Source organism: Acinetobacter sp. YH12105 (assembly GCF_013419095.1).
GTDB lineage: Bacteria > Pseudomonadota > Gammaproteobacteria > Pseudomonadales > Moraxellaceae > Acinetobacter > Acinetobacter pseudolwoffii.
Genome location: NZ_VPAU01000006.1, coordinates 155,210 through 176,860 on the forward strand (window position 1 = coordinate 155,210; position 21,651 = coordinate 176,860).

Genomic DNA, 21,651 nt, shown 5'->3' on the forward strand with positions numbered 1-21,651 from the left:
TCGAGTTTAAGCTGTTTTACGTAAATCTTTACGCAGGATTTTACCCACGTTCGATTTCGGTAATTCGTCCATAAACTCCACATAGCGTGGACGTTTATAACCGGTCAGATTTTCTTTAGCGAAGGCCAAGACTTCTTCTGTGGTCAAAGACGGATCTTTTTTCACAACAAACAGTTTCGGTACTTCACCAGATTTTTCATCTGGCACACCAATCGCAGCCACTTCCAGTACTTTTGGATGGGTTGCAACAACTTCTTCAATCTCAGATGGATACACGTTAAAACCAGACACTAAAATCATGTCTTTTTTACGGTCTACGATTTTCACATAACCACGTGAATCCATGACACCGATATCACCAGTACGGAAGAAGCCATTAACCATGACTTTTTCAGTTTCGTCTGGGCGGTTCCAGTAGCCTTTCATGACCTGAGGACCACGGATTGAAATTTCACCTTGCTCACCCAGTGCAACTTCATTGCCGTCATCATCCAGAATCGCCACTTCAGTTAATGGCAATGGAATACCGATGGTGCCACTGAATTCTTCAGAAGCAGGCGGGTTTGCCGTTGCAACCGGAGAGGTTTCAGACAAGCCATAACCTTCAACAATATTGGTTCCAGTGAGCTTTTTCCACGCTGCTGCTGTAGAAGGAAGTACCGCCATACCGCCGCCCATCGCCATTTTCAATTTGCTATGATCAAGCTGTTTGAACTCTTCATTGTTCACCAGCGCATTGAATAGTGTATTCACTGCCGGGAAGAAAGTCGGCTGGTATTTACGTAGTTCCTTCATCACCGCAGGAAGATCACGCGGATTCGGAATCAGGACGTTGGCCTGACCTTTATACATGCCATAAAGTGCGCACACCATGAATGCAAAGATATGATAAAGCGGCAAGGCACAGAAAATACGGTCATCTGGCTGGCCATCTTGTGCACCAAACTTACTCTGGAAGATCCCGTCACACTGCAACATGTTCGCAACCAGGTTACGATGTGTCAGTTCAGCCCCTTTCGATACGCCGGTAGTACCACCAGTATATTGTAGAACCGCGGTATCGCTCAGGCTCAACTCAGGACGTTTGTAATTGCTCGGGCTAATTTTATTTAATGCCGTATTGAATTTCACGTGGCCTGGAATGTCCCAAGCTGGAATCTGCTTACGCACAGAACGCAAGACAAAGTTCACCAGAGTTCCTTTCAAAGCACCCAGCATATCGCCTACAGAAGCAATAACCACATGTTTTACCGGGGTTTTACCCAGAATCGCTTGGTAAACAGAGGCAAAGTTCTCAATAATCACCAGGACTTCAGAACCTGAGTCATTGAGTTGATGCTCAAGTTCACGCGAAGTATAAAGTGGATTGACGTTGACCAGTACCAACCCTGCGCGGAAAACCCCAAGTGCCACGACCGGATACTGAAGAACGTTTGGCATCATCACCGCCACACGTGAACCTTTTGCCAACCCCAAGCTTTGTAAATACGTTGCAAACTTACGGCTCGCCTCTTCCAGATCATTGAAAGTCATGGCCTTATCCATAAAGATAAAGGCATCACGCGAACCAAATTTTTGGAAATTACGTTCAAAAACATCGACTAGAGAAGTATTCTCTGCCGGTAATTCTACTGTTTCCGGAATCCCTGTCTTTTGGTATTCAGCCAACCAAATTTTTTCCATAATGCCCATCTCTCCAATCATAATCCTTAGTGTTTTCAACTGTTTTTTTCAATATCACACGCCATTTTTAGACTTGTATATGTGCAATATTGCATCCATCTTGTTGAATCGTTGTTCATATATAACGTATTTTACAGGATGGATGCTAGTCTTATCTTTGAATCAACAGTTTATTTGCTTTTTGATATCCGCGTGGTAAAAGCTGTCCTTTTGCACCGCGCTTGCCGATATATTTCTGCAAATCATCCCCTTTTAATTTTAACTGCTGTTGTCCTGCAAGCACTTGAATTATTTCATCAAGCTTCAATATTGTCATGGACAAAATTTGATCACCACCTTCAAGTTGTATCAATTTATTTCCTTTACCTTTGTTCAATACAGGCAATTCTGCTAAATCGACAATCAACAGGCGTCCTGCTGAACTGAGCAGTGCAACATGCGTGGCATCTTCGAGTGGCTGCAGGCTCATGACTTGCGCCCCATCGGATAAGTTCAGGAAGGCCTTCCCTGCTTTGGCATTGGTATCCAGCTGTTTGGCCTGCGTTTTAAAACCATAGCCCTTGTTACTCAGCGCCAGGACTTCCGTCTCATCCTCTGCAACAAAGACCTGTTTAAAACCGATGCCGCTGGCAGGTGATAATTTTGAACTTAAAGGTTCACCCAGACCACGCGCCGATGGCAGGTTATTGATTGGCAAGGCATAACTACGTCCCGATTCATCCAATACATAGACACGCTGATTGGATTTGCCCTGTGCGTGGCTGAGATATTGATCACCGGCACGGAAATTCAGATTTTCAGCGTCGACATCATGGCCTTTGGCACAGCGAATCCAGCCGGCTTCTGACAAAATCACGGTCACAGGATCGGCTGGCAGCATCTCATTTTCATTAATCGCAGCAGCTTCGGCACGTTGCACCAGTGGCGAACGGCGATCATCGCCAAATTTCTTGGCATCATCTTTCAGTTCATTGATGATCAGCGCTTTTAAAGATTCCGGATTGGCCAGCTGTTCACGAATCACCGCAGCCTTCGCTTCCAGTTCTTCCTGCTCACGGCGCATTTCCATTTCTTCAAGCTTGGCCAAATGACGCAATTTCAGCTCCAGAATGGCTTCGGCCTGAATCTCATCAATGCCAAAGCGTTCCATTAACACGGGCTTGGGCTGATCTTGTTCACGAATAATCTGAATCACTTCATCGATACTCAAGTAGGCAATGATCAGCCCCCCCAGAATATGCAGGCGTTTTTCGATTTTGTTCAGATGATATTGCAGACGACGGGTCACCGTGGTTTTACGGATCTCGATCCATTCCAGTAAAATGCGACGAATCGATTTCACCTGTGGACGGCCATCAGCACCAATCATATTCATGTTGACACGGTAGCTCGATTCCAGATCAGTGGTGGCAAATAAATGACTCATCACCACTTCGGCATCAATCCGGTTAGAACGCAATACAATCACTAAACGGGTTGGATTGGCATGATCCGATTCATCCCGTACATCGCTGACCAAAGGCAGTTTCTTGGCCTGCATCTGGTCGGCAATCTGGGTGATGATTTTGGAGCCTGAGACCTGATATGGCAGTTCGGTAATCACAATCTCATTTTTATCGACGGTATAGACCGCGCGCATACGATAACTACCACGACCTGTGACCTGAATTTTTAACAGTTCAGCCGGTGGGGTAATAATTTCTGCTTTGGTCGGCAAGTCCGGCGCAGGAATATATTCTGAGATTTTTTCATCGGTCAGATTCGGGTTACGAATCAGGGCAATGGTGCCTTTAATCACTTCACGCAGGTTATGCGGCGGAATGTCGGTGGCCATACCGACGGCGATTCCCGTTGTACCATTTAAGAGAATATTCGGTACACGTGCCGGCAAGTTCACCGGCTCTTTCATCGAACCGTCAAAGTTGTCCTGCCAGTCACAGGTACCCTGACCCAGTTCAGACAGTAACAGTTCACTGTACTGAGACAGTTTGGCTTCGGTATAACGCATTGCGGCAAAAGACTTCGGATCATCGGGTGAGCCCCAGTTGCCCTGTCCTTCAATAAACGGATAACGATAGCTAAACGGCTGTGCCATCAGCACCATGGCTTCATAACAGGCCGAGTCACCATGCGGATGATATTTACCCAGTACGTCACCGACGGTACGTGCAGATTTCTTTGGTTTGCTGGTCCATTTCAGGCCCAGCTCACTCATGGCATAGACAATACGGCGCTGTACCGGTTTCAGGCCATCACTGATGTGCGGTAATGCCCGATCCATAATCACGTACATGGCGTAATTCAGATAAGCTTGTTCGGTAAATTCTGCTACGGAGCGGTTTTCTGTCGCATGATGCGCAAGGCTTGTCATAACAACCTATAGTCCTAAATAATTCGTTTTTGTATCAATGTTTCTTATGCTATGTCGCGGCTGGGGATGACACAAGAGCATCAAATGCCTCAGCGCGACAATTTGTGTCTTATGGCCTAAAAATATCCACTTTATAGACCCTAAGCAACTAAAAATTCATCAAGTTTATAAGCCCATCGACTCAAGGGTCTTGCCTTTGGTTTCTTCACCCAAAACCAGAATCACGATTGCAACGGCAACCAGAACCGCAGTAAACATGGTGAAGACATAACTGAAACCATTTGGCATGCCCATCAGATGGGTGACAGCAAAAGGTGCTGCGATGCCCCCAATTCGGCCTACTGCGCCAGCCCAGCCTGAACCAAAAGCACGGATATTGGTTGGATATTGTTCTGGTGTATAGGTATAAAGCACGCCCCAGGCACCCAGATTAAAGAAGGACATCAGACAGCCCCAGATCACAATTTCGGTGACACTGCCCGACTGGCCAAAGAAATATGCCGAGATGGCACACATGCCGATGAAACCTGCCAAGGTCGGTTTACGACCGAGCTTTTCGACCAGCCATGCTGCCACCAGATAACCGGGCAACTGCGCTAAAATCATAATCAGCACGTATTCAAAGGACTGGACGATGCTATAGCCTTCTTTGACCAGCAAACTTGGCAACCAGGTAAAGATGCCATAATAAGAAAATATAATACCGAACCAGATCAGCCACAGCATGAGGGTACGACGCGCAAAGATACCCGACCACAACTGGGTAAATGAAATATACTGTTTCTCTGCGACCGGCTTCACTTCAAAGATTTCATAAACTTCAACGCCGCATTGACGCTCGATCTTTTTCACCAGTGCCGAAGCTTCTTCTACACGGCCACGGTTAATCAGAAATGGAATAGATTCCGGCACCATTTTCCAGATCACAATCGCATATAGCGCAGGCAGACCACCGATCAGGAAAGCGGTTTGCCAGCCAAAATCCGGAATGACAAAGCGCGATACCAGAGCCGCAACCAACCAGCCCAGTCCCCAGAAGCTTTCCAGCAATACGATAAAACGGCCACGCACATGCGCAGGAATATATTCACTGACCAGCGTCACTGCCACGGGTAACTGTCCACCCAGACCTAAACCGACGATAAAACGAAACACCAACAACCAGGTCAAATTCGGTGCAAAAGCGCAGGCCGCTGTAGCCAAGCTATAAATCACCAGTGTCACAGCGAATACGGTTTTACGGCCGAAACGGTCTGCCAGACCACCTGAACAGATTGCACCGATTGCCATACCAACAAAACCAATCGACACTACCCAGCTTTTTTGATCCGCAGTCATCTGCCAGTCTTCAGCCATTTTTGCCAGAATAAACGAAATCAATCCGGTATCCATGGCATCAAACATCCAACCGAGTCCAATCACCACCAGCAAGGTGTAATGAAACCGACCAATCGGTAAGCGTTGTATGCGAGAAACTAAATCCATAACAAAAATCTCTGATCAGGTGGAACGGGAGATGCTGCTTTCTCAACAGGTAGGCTGCTTTGTATTTTTTATACTATGAATTAAGCTGAATGCGGCTATTTTTTATAGCCGCATTCATGACGATTACAAATCAGGATTCGTCTTTGGAAGATGCCGAATGTTCATCATCTTCTTTATAAATGAATTTTGGCATTTCCAGTCCAAAATAGATGGCGATCAAACGCAAGCTAAAGCCGAAAATCAGGGTGGAAAGAATGGTCAGGTCCTGCGACAAGCCGTAATGGCTACAGAGCCAGTAAAAGATCACTGAAACAAAAGCAATACTGGCATACAGTTCACGACGGAAAACCAAAGGTACATCATTACATAGGATGTCACGCAAGATCCCGCCGGATACACCGGTCAAGACACCTGCAACGGCACTCACCACAAAACCATGTCCCATTTCCAGAGCAATCTGGCAGCCAATAATGGTAAAACCAATCAGACCCAAGGCATCCAGTACCAGGAAGACATTACGTAACTGGCGCATCCATTTTGCAATCAGGATGGTGACGAAAGCAGCGCAACAGGTCAGCACCAGATATTCGGGGTGTTTGACCCAGGTTAAAGGATAATGTCCAAGCAGAACATCACGGACCGACCCACCACCCAGTGCCGTAACACAGGCAATGATCATGACACCAAACCAGTCCATGCTGCGCCGGCCAGCGGACAGTGCCCCGGTCATCGCTTCAGCGGTAATTGCAATAATATAGATGACGGTCAGTAACATCGCCCTGCTTCCACCTGAGGCTTTGAGATGGCGCTTATTCTAAGCTAAATCTATGTGAAAGTTATAAAAATCCCGCACAACATTGCTTAAATTTTTTCCCCGAGCCACAAATACAAACCTGTTTCATGCTGAGTTTCTGCTCCGTGGTCGGGTCCAGAAAATACCAGTGGCCTTCAAATTTTACAAAATGCGAAGCTTCATGATGCACTTGTGCCTGCTTGCCATCATGAAAATGCGCCTTAAACTCGACTAAGGCGTGATTTTTATCTAATTTTTCATTGGCTTGAACAATCTCAAGCTTTAACCACTGATTGGCTTTACTCCAATCACTAATGGCTTGCAAATCCAGTGCCTGCTGCTGACCCAGCGCAGTCGTGGTTTTGATGTAATCGATTTCATGCTTGGCAAAGGCACTATAACGGGAACGCATGAGTTGCTGTGCAGTCTCTGCAACCTGTTGTCCAGTATGTAAGGGCTGACAACAGCTATGATATTCACCTTGTCCGCATGGACATGCTTCTGACATTTCAGTTCCATAAAAATAGCCCGACAATGCGGGCTATTTTAGCAAACTTTACCAACCCAACGCTGACTATAGTTTAGTCTTGCGCAGGAAGCTGCGGAATGATATGCACTTTATCAATCTTATGACCGTCCATGGTCACCACCTCAAAGATATGCCCATCTGCTTCAAACTTTTCACCGCTGTGCGGTAAACGTGCCATATGGAATAACACATAGCCAGACAGGGTCGAATATTCTTCAGTTTCATTGACCAGATCACGATCCAGCAGCAAGGAAACGTGACGAATATCGGTGGAACCATCCAGAATCAGGCTGCCATCATCCAGACTTTCTGCTGCCACTTGCAGCTCATCTTCATCTGGAAATTCACCGGCAATCGCTTCAAGGATATCAATTGGGGTGGCAATCCCTTCAATTGAGCCATATTCATTCAGCACAATTGCCATCTGTAAGGGCGCTTGACGCAATTGATCCATCACCATCAGTACCTGAGCATTTTCATGTACGATGACTGGCTCACGTAAATGCTTTTCAAAGTCCAGCACCCCAGTTTCGATATATTCATTCAGGACTTTATGGGTCAGCACCACACCGGCAATATTGTCCAGTTCGCCGCGAGCGATGATCAAACGCGAATGGCTCATCTGCAACAATTGTGCTTTGATGCTGTCGGCAGCATTGTCCAGATCGATCCATTCCAGTTCAGGACGCGGCGTCATCACCGATTTTACCGGACGTTCAGACAGACCCAAAACTCCCTGCACCATGACACTATGATAGATGCCATTGTCATCATTAAAGACTTCATCGGCAAAGGCACGGGTTGCCAGAACATCTTCCGGTTCAGACGAATCATTGTCCTGAGCAGGTTTACCACCCAGCATACGCATCACGGCAGAGGCAGTACGGTAGCGCATATCCGTGGTGGTCACCATTTTTTCCTGATTGCGTTTCATGGTCTGGTTAATAAATTCGACAATCACCGAGAAGCCAATTGCAGCATACAGATAACCTTTCGGAATATGGAAACCGAAGCCTTCCACCACCAGCGAGAAACCGATCATCATCAGGAAGCCCAGACACAGAATCACCACGGTCGGATGTCTGTTGACAAAATCCATCAGGGCTTTGGATGCCCAGAGCATAATCCCGATGGCAATAATCACGGCAATCATCATCACTGACAGGTCTTTGACCATACCTACTGCAGTAATTACGCTGTCCAATGAGAATACGGCATCCAGCACCACGATCTGGACAATCACCATCCAGAATACTGCATGGACCGGATTTTCTTCTTTAATGACCGGTTTGGCTTCCAGACGCTCATGCAGTTCCATGGTGCCTTTAAACAGCAGGAACACCCCACCAAACAATAGAATCAGATCTCGACCCGAGAAAGCATGATCAAATATATGGAACAGTGGATCAGTAAGAGTGACCACCCAGGCAATCGAAGCCAGCAAGATCAAACGCATCACCAGGGCCAGCATTAAGCCCACAATCCGCGCGGCATTACGTTGTTCTGGTGGCAGTTTCTCCGCCAAAATGGCAATAAAAACCAGATTGTCGATCCCGAGTACAATCTCAAGAACAATTAACGTGAGTAAACCGACCCAGGCTGAAGGGTCCGACATCCATTCAAAGATCATACGCTTGGCTCCTGAAGCTCAGGACTGCAGCATTGAATGAACCGAGACTGTAATGAAACAGCATAATATTTTTGATATTGAACAATACCAATTACTTGACGGCGATTTATAGCGTTACACGGCCAACGACCACTACCCATTTTCGTTCTATTGTTGTGAAACCAATTTTCAGTATATCAAGATCAATTTGAAATTCACCTGTTTTCATGGCTGTTTATCGATGAATTTTGCTGAGCCCTATTGCAGTGAAAATGTAGCCGCACACAGAATTGTCATATTTATTAATTAAGCTAGAGTCACCAGAAAGAAAAATGATAAGGTGAAGAAAATAAATGCAAAGCGTAATTCAAATGACAGATTATTTTAAAGACAACTCCCCAAAAACAACTCGCCCTCTAGTGGCACTCTATTGTGGTTCACGTGCAGGCAACAAACCGGTTTATTTAGAAAAAGCCATTCATCTCTCGCAAGGACTGGCAGAACATGGCTTCGGGCTGGTCTATGGTGGCGCCAGTATTGGCCTGATGGGACAGGTCGCGGATGCCATGATTCAGCATGGTGGTGAAGCAGTCGGGGTGATTCCCGAATTTATGCTGGATTATGAAATTGCCCATAACCAGCTTACCGAATTACATGTTGTCACCAGCATGCACCAACGTAAGGCCATGATGGCAGATCGTGCCTGTGCCTTTGTGGCCTTGCCAGGCGGACTGGGAACCTTTGAGGAAATCCTGGAAATTGCCACCTGGGGTCAGCTGAACCAGCACCAGAAACCGATGATGCTGTATAACGTTAACGGTTTCTATGATGCCTTGATTATGCAGCTGGACCGTGCAGTCGAAGATGGTTTTTTGCCTCCCCAGCATCGCGCCAAACTGATCATTTGCGAACACGAAGAAGAAATTTATACAACTTTAACCAATTTAGGCCATCCGCAAAGATTTGTGGTTTAAACCGTTCCAATTAATAAAAAAGCGAGCACCTGGCTCGCTTTTTTATTGGATTTTTAATATCAGGACTTATTGACCATAATTCGTCACGAACTCGTAAAACATCGGCAAAGTTGTTGCCAGAATGACAGACATAGCCAGACCGAACATCAGTTTCATGGCATCTGCACTGACATTACGTGAAGTACGATGTTTGTTGACTTCATCCAGAATCATCGACATGGCAAATTCACGACCTGCGAGTAATCCCAGGAATACCCAGGTGGTACTCATTGGAATGTTGCTCCACTCTTTAAAAACTAACAGGATAATGGCATACATGAAGTCAATAATCGTTGCAGCACGAATGTCGGTGACACCGGTTTTGGTGTCGACAATGTTCTGGATCGCCCCGCCACGTTGATACAGAATCACACCCAGCAAGACCACGAATACCGTAATCGCAAACATCAGGAATTCAAACGGCACCTGACGTGGCACATACACGAAGATGTTAGCCAGATCCTGAATCAGCCATTGACTCCACAGGAAACCGGTAGAGACCCACTGCAAGCCCATCCAGACCTTGGAGTGCTCCTGATGACGTGTCTTGGCAAAATGGCGTGCCAGCTGCTTGACCACAAAACGATAGATAACAATCGCCACGATAAAGGCGACGGCATAGCCCATCATCGATTTGACCATCATCGAGCCCAGGCTGGCAGGAGAGAAAATCGTAAGCACCAGGAAGGTGGTACTGACTGGAATCCCGTATCTGGTCAGTAGTAACAGGAGAATAGGCGGCACAATGTACAACCAGGTAATGCCACCTTCAGGGAAAGGAATCGTTTCTAAACGACCGTATGAGGCATCACCCACCCCAGATGCATACCAACCATAGACCAATACGACAATTAAAATTGAGCTGATATAAATCCACAACACCCACCATGGGCGATGTGAATTCGAAGAAATAAATGTCCCTAGGGTTTGAGGTACATCATTTCCGACAATAGAGTAAGCGGCTAAACAGAAGCCGATCACCATCAAAATCTCGATTGTCATAAAAACAAACCTATACGCGAGGAGATTTCAGCATTGCTGAAAAGTTGGCCTAAGATTATGACGGTTTTATTTCATTTTCATGACAATTTTGTCATATTTTCATTTGATGAAGATGAAATTGGCAGAAAAAACTGTTTATAAACAAAAAAGTACTGCTTTAATTTTATTTTTATCGCTCTTTACAGCTATGGAGCTCCGATCTGATAAATACTCACTTTGTTATGAGTTTTACACTTATAACTGATTTATATCTTGCAAAAAAGTTCACACGTATTCACTACACCTGTGCCTTACTCTTCCTTTAAACTATTCAAAATTTTCAGTTTTCCAGAATTATGAATGCCACGCCTACGCATCAAGCCTTAGATCCCGAATTCAGACTGCTGGTCTTGTTGGTATCGATCGGATTTTTTATGCAGGGGCTGGATACCACCATTATTAATACAGCTCTGCCCGCGATTGCACATAACCTACAGGCCGATCCTTTACGCATGCACAGTGTTGTGGTGGCTTATGTCTTGTCTGTGGCAGCCTGTATTCCCTTGAGTGGCTGGCTGGCAGACCGTTTCGGCGTCAGAAATATCTATTTTGCTGCAATTATTATTTTCTCTTTGGCCTCTTTGGGCTGTGCCTGGTCAGATAGTCTGAATGAATTACTGGCTTATCGGATCTTGCAAGGAATGGGTGGCGCCTTACTGCTCCCCGTCGGCCGTTTGGCCATGCTCAAGATCATTCCCCGTACCCAGTTTCTGGCCGCCATGAGCCTAATGAGTCTGGCCGGCCTGATTGGCCCCCTGATTGGTCCAACTCTTGGGGGCTGGATGGTGGAATATCTGTCCTGGCAATGGATTTTCCTGATCAATCTGCCGATTGGCTTACTGGGAGCGCTGATTACTTTTAGGGCCATGCCGAATGTCATTGAACCGCTGGTCGCTCGCTTTGATTATTGGGGCTTTGTCTTGCTGGTTGTGGCCATGGTGGGACTCTGTCTGGGAATTGAAAATTTTGCCAGTCCACAAAATTCGCTGTGGTGGAGTCTAAGCCTGATTCTGGCCGGAATCTTGGCGGCCTTGATGTATGCCTATCATTCGCATACGCATAGCAATGCCCTGTTCCGCAGTCGGCTCTTTAAAAATAAAATTTATGCGATTGGCATTCTGGGGAATTTTTTTGCCCGTCTTGGCGGTAATTCGATTCCGTTTTTACTCCCCCTTATGTTGCAAGTCGCCTTTGGTTTTGAGCCCTTTATTACCGGTCTATTGATGATTCCAACCGTACTCGGCTCTCTGGCGTCTAAACCGATTATCCGAAAAATCATTCAGCGTTTTGGTTATCGTCGGGTTTTGCTGGTCAATACCTTATTGGTGGGTTTATGTATTGCCAGTTTTGCCCTGACCACGGCGGACACCCCGATCTGGCTGCGTGCAATTCATTTCTTTATCTTCGGCATTTTAAATTCCCTACAATTTGTATCGATGAATACCCTGACTTTAAAGGACTTAAGCCAGCAGGATGCCAGTAGCGGCAACAGTTTCCTGTCGATGATCATGATGCTGTCAATGAGTATCGGGGTGGCGCTGGCAGGCACCCTGGTCAACATGCTGAGTGCCTATTACGGCGCTGACAATCTGGTGGCTGCTTTTCATGTGTCACTGATCTGTTTGGGCTGTATCAATATTATTGCGGCTTATACTTTCTGGCATATTCCTAAAAACACCCCTGTTTAATACGATATATTAACGCCAGGCGAATGCAGCCTTTTAAGCTCAGGTTTAGATACAGGTAAGAACTGAAAATGCAAAAAAATCTGGCTCTGAACAGATTCAAACAGCCGCTTTTCATCGGGCTTGGCATTCTGATCGCCGTGATGATTATCGCCATGATTTATCTTTGCCTGATTAAAGCCCCTTCTGCGCATGCAGCAGATTATCCGATCCAGGGTTTCGATGTATCACATCATCAAAAAGAAATTCAATGGCAGCAGATTTCGCCGGAAAAATACCGTTTTGTCTATCTGAAAGCCACAGAAGGTGGTGACTTTAAAGATACGCGTTTTCAAGAGAACTGGCTCAAGGCCCGGGAACGCGGCTTTCTGGTTGGTGCCTATCATTTCTATCGGCTTTGTCGCGATGGCAGCATTCAGGCACAGAACTTTATCGACTCCGTCCCCAAGCAAGCCAATGCTTTACCGCCGGTGATTGATCTGGAATATGACAGCAATTGCATCAATACCTATTCCAAAGAGCAGCTTCTAAACGAAATCCAGATCATGCACGATGCCCTGCAAAAGCATTATGGCAAACAGCCAATTTTCTATATTTCTAAAGCATTTTATAATATTGTATTGGCAGGATATTTTCCAGAAGTGCCACTCTGGGTACGCGAGTATAAGGGCCTGCCCGATTTAAACAATCAGCCCAAATGGACCTTCTGGCAACATAGCAATCAGGGTAAAATTCCCGGCATTAATACAACTGTGGATCTGAATGTGTTCTATGGCTCAGAACAGCAGTGGCTGGATTTTCTGAGAATGAATGCAATTGCAGTACCATCATCTACTCATCAGGCCAAATAAAATCGATCGATTGAAAACAAGCGCTTTATAAAAGTAGAAAAATAAGGAAATAAAAATCTTGAAATGGATTAAAGGTATTTTACTCGGTCTGGTGATTGTTCTGCTGCTCAGCGTGGGTGCGCTGGCTTATCTACTGCAACCTTCAGGCAAGCTCAGTGACTTTCAGAACTGGCAGCCGCAAAGCAGTTCCTCTCGTTCTGGACTAAACGTTAAATTTTTCGGTGTTTCCACCCTGTTGCTGGATGATGGTCAGGATCAGATCCTGATAGATGGTTTCTTTAGCCGGCCGTCGTTGTCGCAAGTGCTTAGCGGTCCAATTCAGAGTGATAGCGTGCTATTAAGGCAGCTAATTCAAGAGCATGAACTGCACCGGGCCAAAGCCATTCTGGTCAGTCACTCGCATTATGATCATGTTCTGGATCTACCGGCTTTACTGGAAATGCTTCCTGAAACCGCTGTCATCGGTTCACCCACTAGCCTGAATATCGCCCGGGCAAATCCCAAAGTAAGTCCGCAGCAGTTACACTCCGTCACGCCTGAGCAAATACAGCACGTCAACAAATTTCAAGTAACCGCAATTCCTTCACAACATACGCCAGCCACAGCGGTAAATGATGACCTAGGCGAAGAGTTATTCCAACCTTTAGCCCTGCCGGCCAAATTTTCCGAATTTAAGGAAGGCGGCAGTTTTGATTACCTGATTGAGCATTCAGGACACAAGATTCTGGTCAAGGCCAGTACCGGATTTATCCCGGATCAATTTAAAAACCTGCAGGTCGATACGTTATTTTTGGGTATTGCCCAGCTCTCCAGACAATCCAATGACTATCAGCAGCACTATCTGGCTGAAACCCTGCAAACGCTCAAACCCAAAGTGGTCATCCCGATACATTGGGATGATTTTTTCCAGCCTTTAAGCCAGCCGCTACAATTTTTACCCCGCCTTGCAGATGACACGCCAAAAAGTTTAAATCTGCTGATTCAGGCCGCCGAGGCACAAGGCACTAAAGTCATCCTGCTCAGCGGCCCACAGCCTTACTTACTCCGCGAAACGGTCTCTTCCCAAGCAGATTAAAGCCCCTTAAGATAGCGGCTATGCGCAAAATTATTCATATCGATATGGATGCGTTTTATGCCTCGGTCGAGCTGCGTGAACGTCCAGAACTCAGACACCTGCCTGTGGTGATTGCCTCGCATCATCCCCGGGCGGTGGTTGCGGCTGCCTCCTATCCGGCACGCGAATATGGTCTACGTTCTGCCATGTCGATGGGACAGGCGCGCAAGCTCTGTCCGCAGGTCATCGTAATTGAGCCGGACTTTGCCAAATACCGTCAAGTTTCTGCACAGATCCATCAAATTTTCCAGCAATATACCGCCCTGATTGAGCCTTTATCGCTAGATGAAGCCTTTCTGGATGTCACAGAAAATTTACAACAGATTCCGAGTGCTACCGAGGTCGCCGTGCGGATTCGGGAGGATATTGTTCAAGTGACTGGACTGACTGCTTCTGCCGGCGTGGCACCGAATAAATTTCTGGCCAAAATTGCCTCGGACTGGCACAAACCGAATGGCATCTGTGTGATCAAGCCCTCACAGGTGCAGCGTTTTATTCAGAATCTGCCGCTGAAGAAAATTCCCGGGGTGGGTAAAGTCACGCAGGAAAAACTGAAAAGCCTGAATCTGGATACCTTGGGTGACTTACAACAGATGGATGAAGCCATTCTGATTCAGCATTTTGGTAAATATGGACGGCGGCTGTTTTTATATGCGCAAGGCATTGATGAACGACCAGTCGAAGTAGAACGGGAACGTCAGCAGATTTCCAAAGAGACCACCTTTGATGATGATCTTTATTTAAATCAGTGCCATTCTTATTGGGAAGCTTTAGTTGCACAACTGTGGCAAAGCTTGCAAAAAAAACAACTTTCGGCTCGCGGCGTGACGGTCAAATTAAAGCTCAAGAATTTTCAGGTGATGCAACACAGTAAAAGTTTTAAGCAGCTCTTGCGCAGTCCGCAAGAATTAGCACAAGCCTTGGACTTACTATTGGATGATCTGCATATCGCGCCGCAGATGCAATTCCGGCTGATCGGTGTCGGCGTCTATCAACTCAGCGCCCCCGAGACTGAAACCCAATTATTACTGCTCTAAACGACTTTTGTTCATGTTTTGAACATCAGTTTAAAAATACAGCAACTTTATTTTTATATTTTGATTTTTTAGAGTACTCTATCTGCGCAATGCATTATCCATGTATATGCTGAGATGCTGAAAATCACCTTTACTTTCAGCATGCTGTCCTGTGATTGGCGTGACGATCAAATCCGAATATTACAGGGCAACTCTGATGTAACTCATGGACTTCCTTCCTGCATGTCTTCTGTAAATCTTTCTGTGGTTCAAGAACAATACGCGTAAAGCTGCGCTGTCTAGTTTTGTGGGTGCTATTGTCGATTGGTATGATTTTCTCCTTTACGGCATTGTTACAACCTTAATTTTTAAAGATCAGTTTCCACAGCATTGGTGAGAATATGGACACTCTGGCGGCATTGGCCACTTTTGGTGTTGGCTTTCTGTTTTGCCCTTAGATGGCATGGTCTTTGGTCACGTTGGTCACTAGCTTGGCCATAAGAAAATGCAGGTCTTAACCGTCGTCCTGATGGGAATTTCTAGCAATTACTTGGGCATGGACAAACAGTTCTTCTGGAATATCACCTTGATGGTCGGTGCAATCCGCTGTTTCAGCATTCCGTTTTTTGCCTGACGGGTGGATACATTTCATCATCAAAAAATGTGTGGCTAGAATAGTTTGATTGGTGCGCTCTCGGCCTTTTCATTCTTTATGGTACTCGATGCACAAAACACCTGAATGATCATTGTCGACATAATTTTACTGGCAAATGTTGCATACGACAGGGTGGTCAGGGCTCATCAACCGATTTTCACTTCCCTGTTCGGTACCGAATATCGCTACAGCGGTGCCGGCGTTGGCTATCAGATGGGCAGTATTATTGGTGGTGGTTTTACCCCCATTTATTGCAGCAGTACGGGTGATTTGGGCAGACGGTTCATGGCATTATATTGCCCTCTATCTGGCAGTGGGTTGCTTGCTGACCGCACTGGTCGCAGCCCTGGTGCCCAAAACGCAGGATGAATAATATGACAGTGGAACGCTTACATATCTCGAAACGCTTTTCAGAAATTGCCATTGCAGGCAATCTGGTACATCTTGCCGGGCAACTGGCCACAGATGTTGAGCTGGATATCAAAGGTCAAACCCAACAAACTTTAGATATTATCGACCAGTTTCTGGCAGATGTCGGTACAGACAAAAGTCACATCATGTCGGTGACCATCTATTTAAAAGACATTGAAAAAGATTATGCGGCATTTAATGAAATCTGGGATGCATGGGTGGCTGATATCGAAGCATTACCTCGTACCTGTGTCGAGGCAAAACTTTATGATCCACGGGTTTTGGTTGAAATGACAGTCGTGGCCGTCAAACCAGAATAATGTGGCAAAATCGATATGCATAAAAAAGCATGCTCATGGCATGCTTTTTTATTTTAACCTACTGCTTTGATTTTACTGCGCTCTAAATCTGAATATAAATAATACTTTTTCAGATCATTGCTGACCGTATATTTGGGCATTTTCTTCATTTGCGCTTGCTCCTGCAGAAAATCTTGCCGCAACTGGTAATATTCCGGCACATCATCGTAGCGAATCACCCGATAACCGGCCATACTCAACAAGGCATCCTGAAAACCAGTCTGCTGTGGACGCTTCAAGATTAAAGGATCATCCACAGCCACAATGGCTATAATCCGATGCTGTTGATCCATAATCACAAAATCTGCAGTCAGGTTGCGATATTTATGTCGCGTCCGGTTAAATTTGGTGGTCATTAAGGCGTCATAGGACACATGGGCCAAAACAATATATTCAGGTAATACTTCCTTCAAGCGCGTGAAGGTCAATTGCTCATTCAGGTTAAAAATAGCACGCTGCTTTAACGCGCTGTCTTGTGGTTTGGAATTATTTCCGAGCGTTTTCCATGCCATGAGCACGACACAGAAGAGCAGGAAACTCCCAATCATAATATAGGTGGTCATGCCTCAATCCTTGCATTCTTATCATCATTTTTGTTTTATTGTGGTGCAGTATAAACTCACACTTTATTTTAAATAGGTCTTACAACTAATCTGCTTAGATACCCATACAACCAGTATCAAAACCTGATTCTGCGTTACCTAAAATGACATCTTTCCCTATGTCAATGAAAGTGGATTTAAGGTACTGATAATGCACTCTAAAACATCCCTAGAATTGATCGCAATACAAATCTGCCCAACTGTAGAACAATTCCGATAAAGTGTTATTTTTATATCACTTTTAAGCCAGACTTAATGTAAATAATACATCCTTTTACATTTTTCAGTCCTCGTTTCAAGCTACGTTACTTTACCTAAGTGCTAAAAAAAGACACCGAAGTGTCTTTTCTATTAACTCAATTATGCACGTGATTTAGGCTTTGCTTTCGGCTTTGATCCACCAAATGGTTTTTTGGCATCCCCTGTTTCACGCGGCGGTAGGCCTGTGTGCTGGGTCAGGATTTGACCACGCTCAGGACGCTTCTTGGTATTTGAAGGACGGGACTGAGCTTGTGCAGCCTTGCCACGATTTCCCTGCTCACCGGTACGTTTCTGCGAATCACCCGCCACTGTCGAGTTTTTCTTGCGCGCAGACTGGTATTGACCTTCTGCACTGCCAGCAGGCTGATAAGTCGGAATCAAATGCTGTTTGGAGTTACCAATCAAATCCTGACGACCCATTTCTCTCAGAGCTTCACGCAACAACGGCCAGTTGTTTGAATCATGGTAACGCAAGAAAGCTTTGTGCAGACGACGACGTTTATCACCTTTGACAATATCTACTTGCTCAGTATAACGTGCCACTTTGGCAAGCGGGTTTTTACCGGTGTAATACATGGTGGTAGCCGTTGCCATCGGTGATGGATAAAAGGTCTGTACTTGGTCAGCACGGAAACCGTTCTTCTTCAACCAAATCGCAAGATTCATCATGTCGTAATCGGTAGTCCCCGGATGCGCTGCGATGAAATAAGGAATCAGATACTGTTCCTTGCCGGCTTCCTTACTATAACGTTCAAACATCTGTTTGAAACGATCATAGGTTCCGATTCCCGGCTTCATCATTTTATTGAGTGGGCCTTTTTCGGTATGTTCCGGTGCAATTTTTAAATAACCACCGACGTGATGGGTTACCAATTCTTTGACATATTCAGGGTTTAAAACCGCTAAGTCATAACGTAAACCAGAACCAATCAAGATCTTCTTAATACCCGGTAATGAACGTGCTTTACGGTATAACTGGGTCAATGGTGCATGATCGGTATGCAGGTTCTGACAAACGCCCGGGAAGACACAGGATGGTTTACGGCAGTTCTTTTCAATCTCTGGATCTTTACAGGCCAGACGGTACATGTTGGCTGTCGGGCCACCTAGGTCTGAAATAATCCCGGTAAAGCCCGGCGCCGTATCACGGATTTTTTCCACTTCACGCAGAATCGACTCTTCAGAACGGTTCTGGATAATACGACCCTCATGTTCTGTAATCGAACAGAAGGTACAGCCACCAAAACAGCCACGCATGATATTCACAGAGAACTTGATCATGTCAAACGCTGGAAAACGCGCTTCACCATAAGCAGGATGTGGCAAACGTGCATAAGGCAGGTCAAACACATAGTCCATTTCTTCCGTGGTCAACGGAATTGGTGGCGCATTTAGCCAGACATCACGTTCACCATGCTTTTGTACCATGGCACGGGCATTGCCCGGATTGGTTTCTAAATGCAAAATTCGGTTGGCATGGGCATAAAGCACCGGATCTGCAGCCACTTCTTCAAATGCAGGCAAGCGAATTACGGCCAGTTCACGCGGTGGTAATTTATGTTTAATTGCTTTTGAAGCGGGTTGTAATTGCACGATTTGCGTATCAGGATCTAGCTCATCGCCGGCCCGCACAATCGGATTGGCGACAGGCTCTTTCTGGAAACCTTGATATTGAGTCAGACTATCTTTGTCTTTTTCAATTTCACAACCTTCCAGATCTTCAGTCATCACATAAGGGTTAATGATTGGATCGACACGGCCAATCGCATCGACATCATTCGAGGCAATTTCGACAAACTTTGCTTTCGATGCACGGTTATGTTTATTGACAATGAACGCAGTACCGCGAACATCGGTAATCTCGTGAATTTTTTCGCCACGCGCCAGACGATGCATAATTTCGGTAATTGAGCGTTCGCCATTGCCGTACATCAAAAGATCGGCTTTTGAGTCCATCAACACTGAACGACGGACTTTATCTGACCAGTAATCATAATGTGCAATACGACGCAGAGAAGCTTCAATTCCACCTAATAATACAGGCACATCTGGATATGCTTCACGGACACGCTGACAATATACAGTTGCTGCACGGTCTGGACGTTTATTTGGCTGATTATCTGGGGAATAGGCATCATCCGAGCGGATTTTACGGTCGGCGGTATAACGGTTGATCATGGAATCCATGTTCCCTGCCGTTACCCCCCAAGCAATATTCGGTTTACCCAGAACGCGGAACGCATCCACGTTGGTCCAGTCTGGCTGTGCAATAATACCGACACGAAAGCCTTGGGCTTCTAATACCCGGCCAATAATACCTGAACAGAAAGACGGGTGATCAATATAGGCATCGCCACAGACCAGAATAAAGTCACAGCTGTCCCAGCCGAGTTGATCCATTTCCTCGCGTGACATCGGCAAAAAAGGCGCAGGGTCAAAACAAGACGCCCAATATTTGTCGTAATCAAACAACGCTTTTGGCGCAGTCTGCATGGTATAAGCAGTAGACATGGCTAGCAATTCTCGGCTGGCAGATGATAGGAGATCTAAAATAAGATCAAAGATGAAAGCCGATCATTTTACCATGAATTAGACCCAGCTTGCTTGATTATAATTTATACAAAATCAGGAACTAAGCGAATCAAGGCCTGGTCATCATCAGAATTGAAAGCAAAATGATCCGCAAGATAAATGCACAGGGTTTATTTTATAGAGAAAAATCTAAATACGATGTTCTAATCTGAGCGGAGCTTGAAACTGAATGCCAGACCACTCAGCAACAGTAGTGTAATAAATGCAGTTAATCCACTCCAACCATAATTTTCCCAGACCAGTCCACTCGAACTGCCCAACACACTAGAACCGAGGTAATAACAGAATAAATATAGCGAAGAACCGACTGCCCGATATTGTAGCGACTGGATCGACACCCAGCTACTTGCAGTAGAGTGCGCCGCAAAAAATGAAAAAGTGAAGATTAGTAATCCGATAAAGACCAGAGCCAGCTGGTTGAGCAGCATGAGCGTTAATCCAAGGAGCATCATCAGCATCATGATGACCAATGTCTTGAATTTACCATAATGCCGACCCCAATGTGCTGCTCGGGGGGAGCTATAAATACCAGCCAAATATGTCACCGAAATTAAACCAATCCAGGCCTGTGATAATTCAAAAGGTGCCTGAAGCAAACGATAGCTGAGATAATTAAATATCGAAACAAAACAGCCCATCAGGATAAAACCTTGCAGAAATAAAATCCGAAGTTTCGGATCGGCCAGATTATGCCTGAATGAGTTTTTGAATCGATTAAACTTGATCGGATAAGCCTTAAAATGTTGCGATGCCGGCAATAGATAATAAAATAATCCTGCAATACAGATATTTAAAATACCAATTATCAGAGTAGCAGATTGCCAGGAGATAAAATCAACTAGAACTCCGGCAATCAAACGCCCTCCCATACCGCCAATTGCCGTGCCAGAAATATATAAGCCCATGGCGAAACCGATATCTTTTTCGGCAATTTCTTCCCCGATATAAGTCATGGCGACTGCCGCCACACCACTGACACAGAGACCAATCAAGATCCGAATCAATAAGAATACCGACCAAAGAGATAGTATCGAACTGAGCATTAACAAAATTGCAATCAATGCCAGGGAGCAGACCATCACCGGTTTACGTCCGAAACGGTCTGAAATCAGTCCGGTAAATAGCAAACCAATGGCTAAGGCAAGAGTAGAAAGTGATAAGGGAAAACTACTTTGAGTCGGACTGACCTGAAAATAATCTGCCAAAATGGGCATCATCGGCTGTAGGCAATACAAAGATGAGAAAATGGCAAAGCCGGCAAGAAATAAGGAAAAAAGTACTGCTTTAAATGCGGTAGTACCATATTCAATATGGCTAGAAGATGAATTTGAGGACATATCCGCTCCTTAGATAGATCCAGTATACGCCTTTCGCTCATTTTTTCTGTGGAGATTTCATCTGAGTGATCACCTAAGCCTTTCTTCACGCACAAAAAAACACCCCCTGCATAAGCAGGGGGTGTTTCGAATAATGAGCTGGCGATGACTTACTCTCACATGGGTAACCCCACACTACCATCAGCGCAAAGAGGTTTCACTTCTGAGTTCGGGAAGGGATCAGGTGGTTCACTCTTGCTATTGT

16 protein-coding genes, 1 rRNA gene and 1 pseudogene are annotated in these 21,651 nt (G+C 45.5%); 7 read left to right on the plus strand and 11 right to left on the minus strand.

Annotated elements, in window-relative coordinates; all coding sequences use genetic code 11:
- Positions 1 to 6: 6 nt before the first annotated feature.
- The 6 genes from FTU44_RS07160 to FTU44_RS07185 form a co-directional block, all read right to left on the minus strand.
- On the minus strand, positions 7 to 1,683 hold the full coding sequence (locus tag FTU44_RS07160) for a long-chain-fatty-acid--CoA ligase (protein WP_005094498.1): 1,677 nt from the start codon (positions 1,681 to 1,683) through the stop codon (positions 7 to 9).
- 151 nt (positions 1,684 to 1,834) lie between these two features.
- Complete coding sequence (gene parC, locus FTU44_RS07165) at positions 1,835 to 4,054, minus strand: DNA topoisomerase IV subunit A (RefSeq protein ID WP_159138521.1); 2,220 nt, start codon at positions 4,052 to 4,054, stop codon at positions 1,835 to 1,837.
- Between the two features lie 165 nt (positions 4,055 to 4,219).
- Positions 4,220 to 5,539: an MFS transporter gene (locus FTU44_RS07170; RefSeq protein ID WP_005108434.1), complete on the minus strand. Its 1,320-nt coding sequence runs from the start codon at positions 5,537 to 5,539 to the stop codon at positions 4,220 to 4,222.
- A gap of 130 nt (positions 5,540 to 5,669) precedes the next feature.
- Positions 5,670 to 6,314, minus strand: coding sequence for a trimeric intracellular cation channel family protein (locus FTU44_RS07175; RefSeq protein ID WP_005108433.1), 645 nt, complete (start codon positions 6,312 to 6,314; stop codon positions 5,670 to 5,672).
- A gap of 61 nt (positions 6,315 to 6,375) precedes the next feature.
- Positions 6,376 to 6,840 carry a YchJ family protein gene (locus FTU44_RS07180; protein ID WP_005094506.1) on the minus strand — a complete coding sequence of 155 codons (465 nt, stop codon included), beginning with the start codon at positions 6,838 to 6,840 and terminating at the stop codon, positions 6,376 to 6,378.
- 73 nt (positions 6,841 to 6,913) lie between these two features.
- Positions 6,914 to 8,491 (minus strand): TerC family protein, encoded by a 1,578-nt coding sequence (locus FTU44_RS07185; protein WP_159138520.1) that lies wholly within the window; start codon positions 8,489 to 8,491, stop codon positions 6,914 to 6,916.
- Positions 8,492 to 8,823: 332 nt separating this feature from the next.
- On the opposite strand from FTU44_RS07185, the gene FTU44_RS07190 reads away from it, so the two are divergent.
- Positions 8,824 to 9,444, plus strand: coding sequence for a TIGR00730 family Rossman fold protein (locus tag FTU44_RS07190; protein WP_159138519.1), 621 nt, complete (start codon positions 8,824 to 8,826; stop codon positions 9,442 to 9,444).
- A 66-nt stretch (positions 9,445 to 9,510) separates the two neighbouring features.
- Here the strand turns inward: FTU44_RS07190 and FTU44_RS07195 are convergent, their stop codons facing one another.
- On the minus strand, positions 9,511 to 10,485 hold the full coding sequence (locus tag FTU44_RS07195; RefSeq protein ID WP_086044352.1) for a hypothetical protein: 975 nt from the start codon (positions 10,483 to 10,485) through the stop codon (positions 9,511 to 9,513).
- A gap of 335 nt (positions 10,486 to 10,820) precedes the next feature.
- Between FTU44_RS07195 and mdtD the strand changes: the two genes are divergently transcribed.
- The 6 genes and pseudogenes from mdtD (at position 10,821) to FTU44_RS07225 (ending at position 16,576) form a co-directional block, all read left to right on the plus strand.
- Complete coding sequence (gene mdtD, locus FTU44_RS07200) at positions 10,821 to 12,212, plus strand: multidrug transporter subunit MdtD (RefSeq protein WP_005094513.1); 1,392 nt, start codon at positions 10,821 to 10,823, stop codon at positions 12,210 to 12,212.
- 68 nt (positions 12,213 to 12,280) lie between these two features.
- The gene (locus tag FTU44_RS07205) at positions 12,281 to 13,060 is read left to right on the plus strand and encodes a GH25 family lysozyme (protein WP_180049958.1); all 780 of its coding nucleotides are present in this window, start codon (positions 12,281 to 12,283) and stop codon (positions 13,058 to 13,060) included.
- A gap of 58 nt (positions 13,061 to 13,118) precedes the next feature.
- A complete protein-coding gene (locus FTU44_RS07210; protein ID WP_159138517.1) occupies positions 13,119 to 14,135 on the plus strand; it encodes an MBL fold metallo-hydrolase in 1,017 nt (338 codons plus the stop codon).
- Between the two features lie 20 nt (positions 14,136 to 14,155).
- Positions 14,156 to 15,211 (plus strand): DNA polymerase IV, encoded by a 1,056-nt coding sequence (gene dinB, locus FTU44_RS07215; protein ID WP_074383683.1) that lies wholly within the window; start codon positions 14,156 to 14,158, stop codon positions 15,209 to 15,211.
- Between the two features lie 222 nt (positions 15,212 to 15,433).
- Positions 15,434 to 16,218, plus strand: a pseudogene (locus tag FTU44_RS07220) (hypothetical protein).
- A 1-nt stretch (position 16,219) separates the two neighbouring features.
- Complete coding sequence (locus FTU44_RS07225; protein WP_005169082.1) at positions 16,220 to 16,576, plus strand: RidA family protein; 357 nt, start codon at positions 16,220 to 16,222, stop codon at positions 16,574 to 16,576.
- A gap of 53 nt (positions 16,577 to 16,629) precedes the next feature.
- Here FTU44_RS07225 and FTU44_RS07230 read toward each other — a convergent pair whose 3' ends face one another.
- The 4 genes from FTU44_RS07230 to rrf all read right to left on the minus strand — a co-directional run.
- Positions 16,630 to 17,178, minus strand: a complete 549-nt coding sequence (locus FTU44_RS07230; RefSeq protein WP_159138516.1) for a DUF2726 domain-containing protein — start codon at positions 17,176 to 17,178, stop codon at positions 16,630 to 16,632.
- 399 nt (positions 17,179 to 17,577) lie between these two features.
- The gene (locus FTU44_RS07235; protein ID WP_005169087.1) at positions 17,578 to 19,989 is read right to left on the minus strand and encodes a YgiQ family radical SAM protein; all 2,412 of its coding nucleotides are present in this window, start codon (positions 19,987 to 19,989) and stop codon (positions 17,578 to 17,580) included.
- 224 nt (positions 19,990 to 20,213) lie between these two features.
- Positions 20,214 to 21,407 (minus strand): MFS transporter, encoded by a 1,194-nt coding sequence (locus FTU44_RS07240; protein WP_180049960.1) that lies wholly within the window; start codon positions 21,405 to 21,407, stop codon positions 20,214 to 20,216.
- Positions 21,408 to 21,543: 136 nt separating this feature from the next.
- Positions 21,544 to 21,651: ribosomal RNA gene (gene rrf, locus FTU44_RS07245) — 5S ribosomal RNA — on the minus strand; the annotation flags it as partial.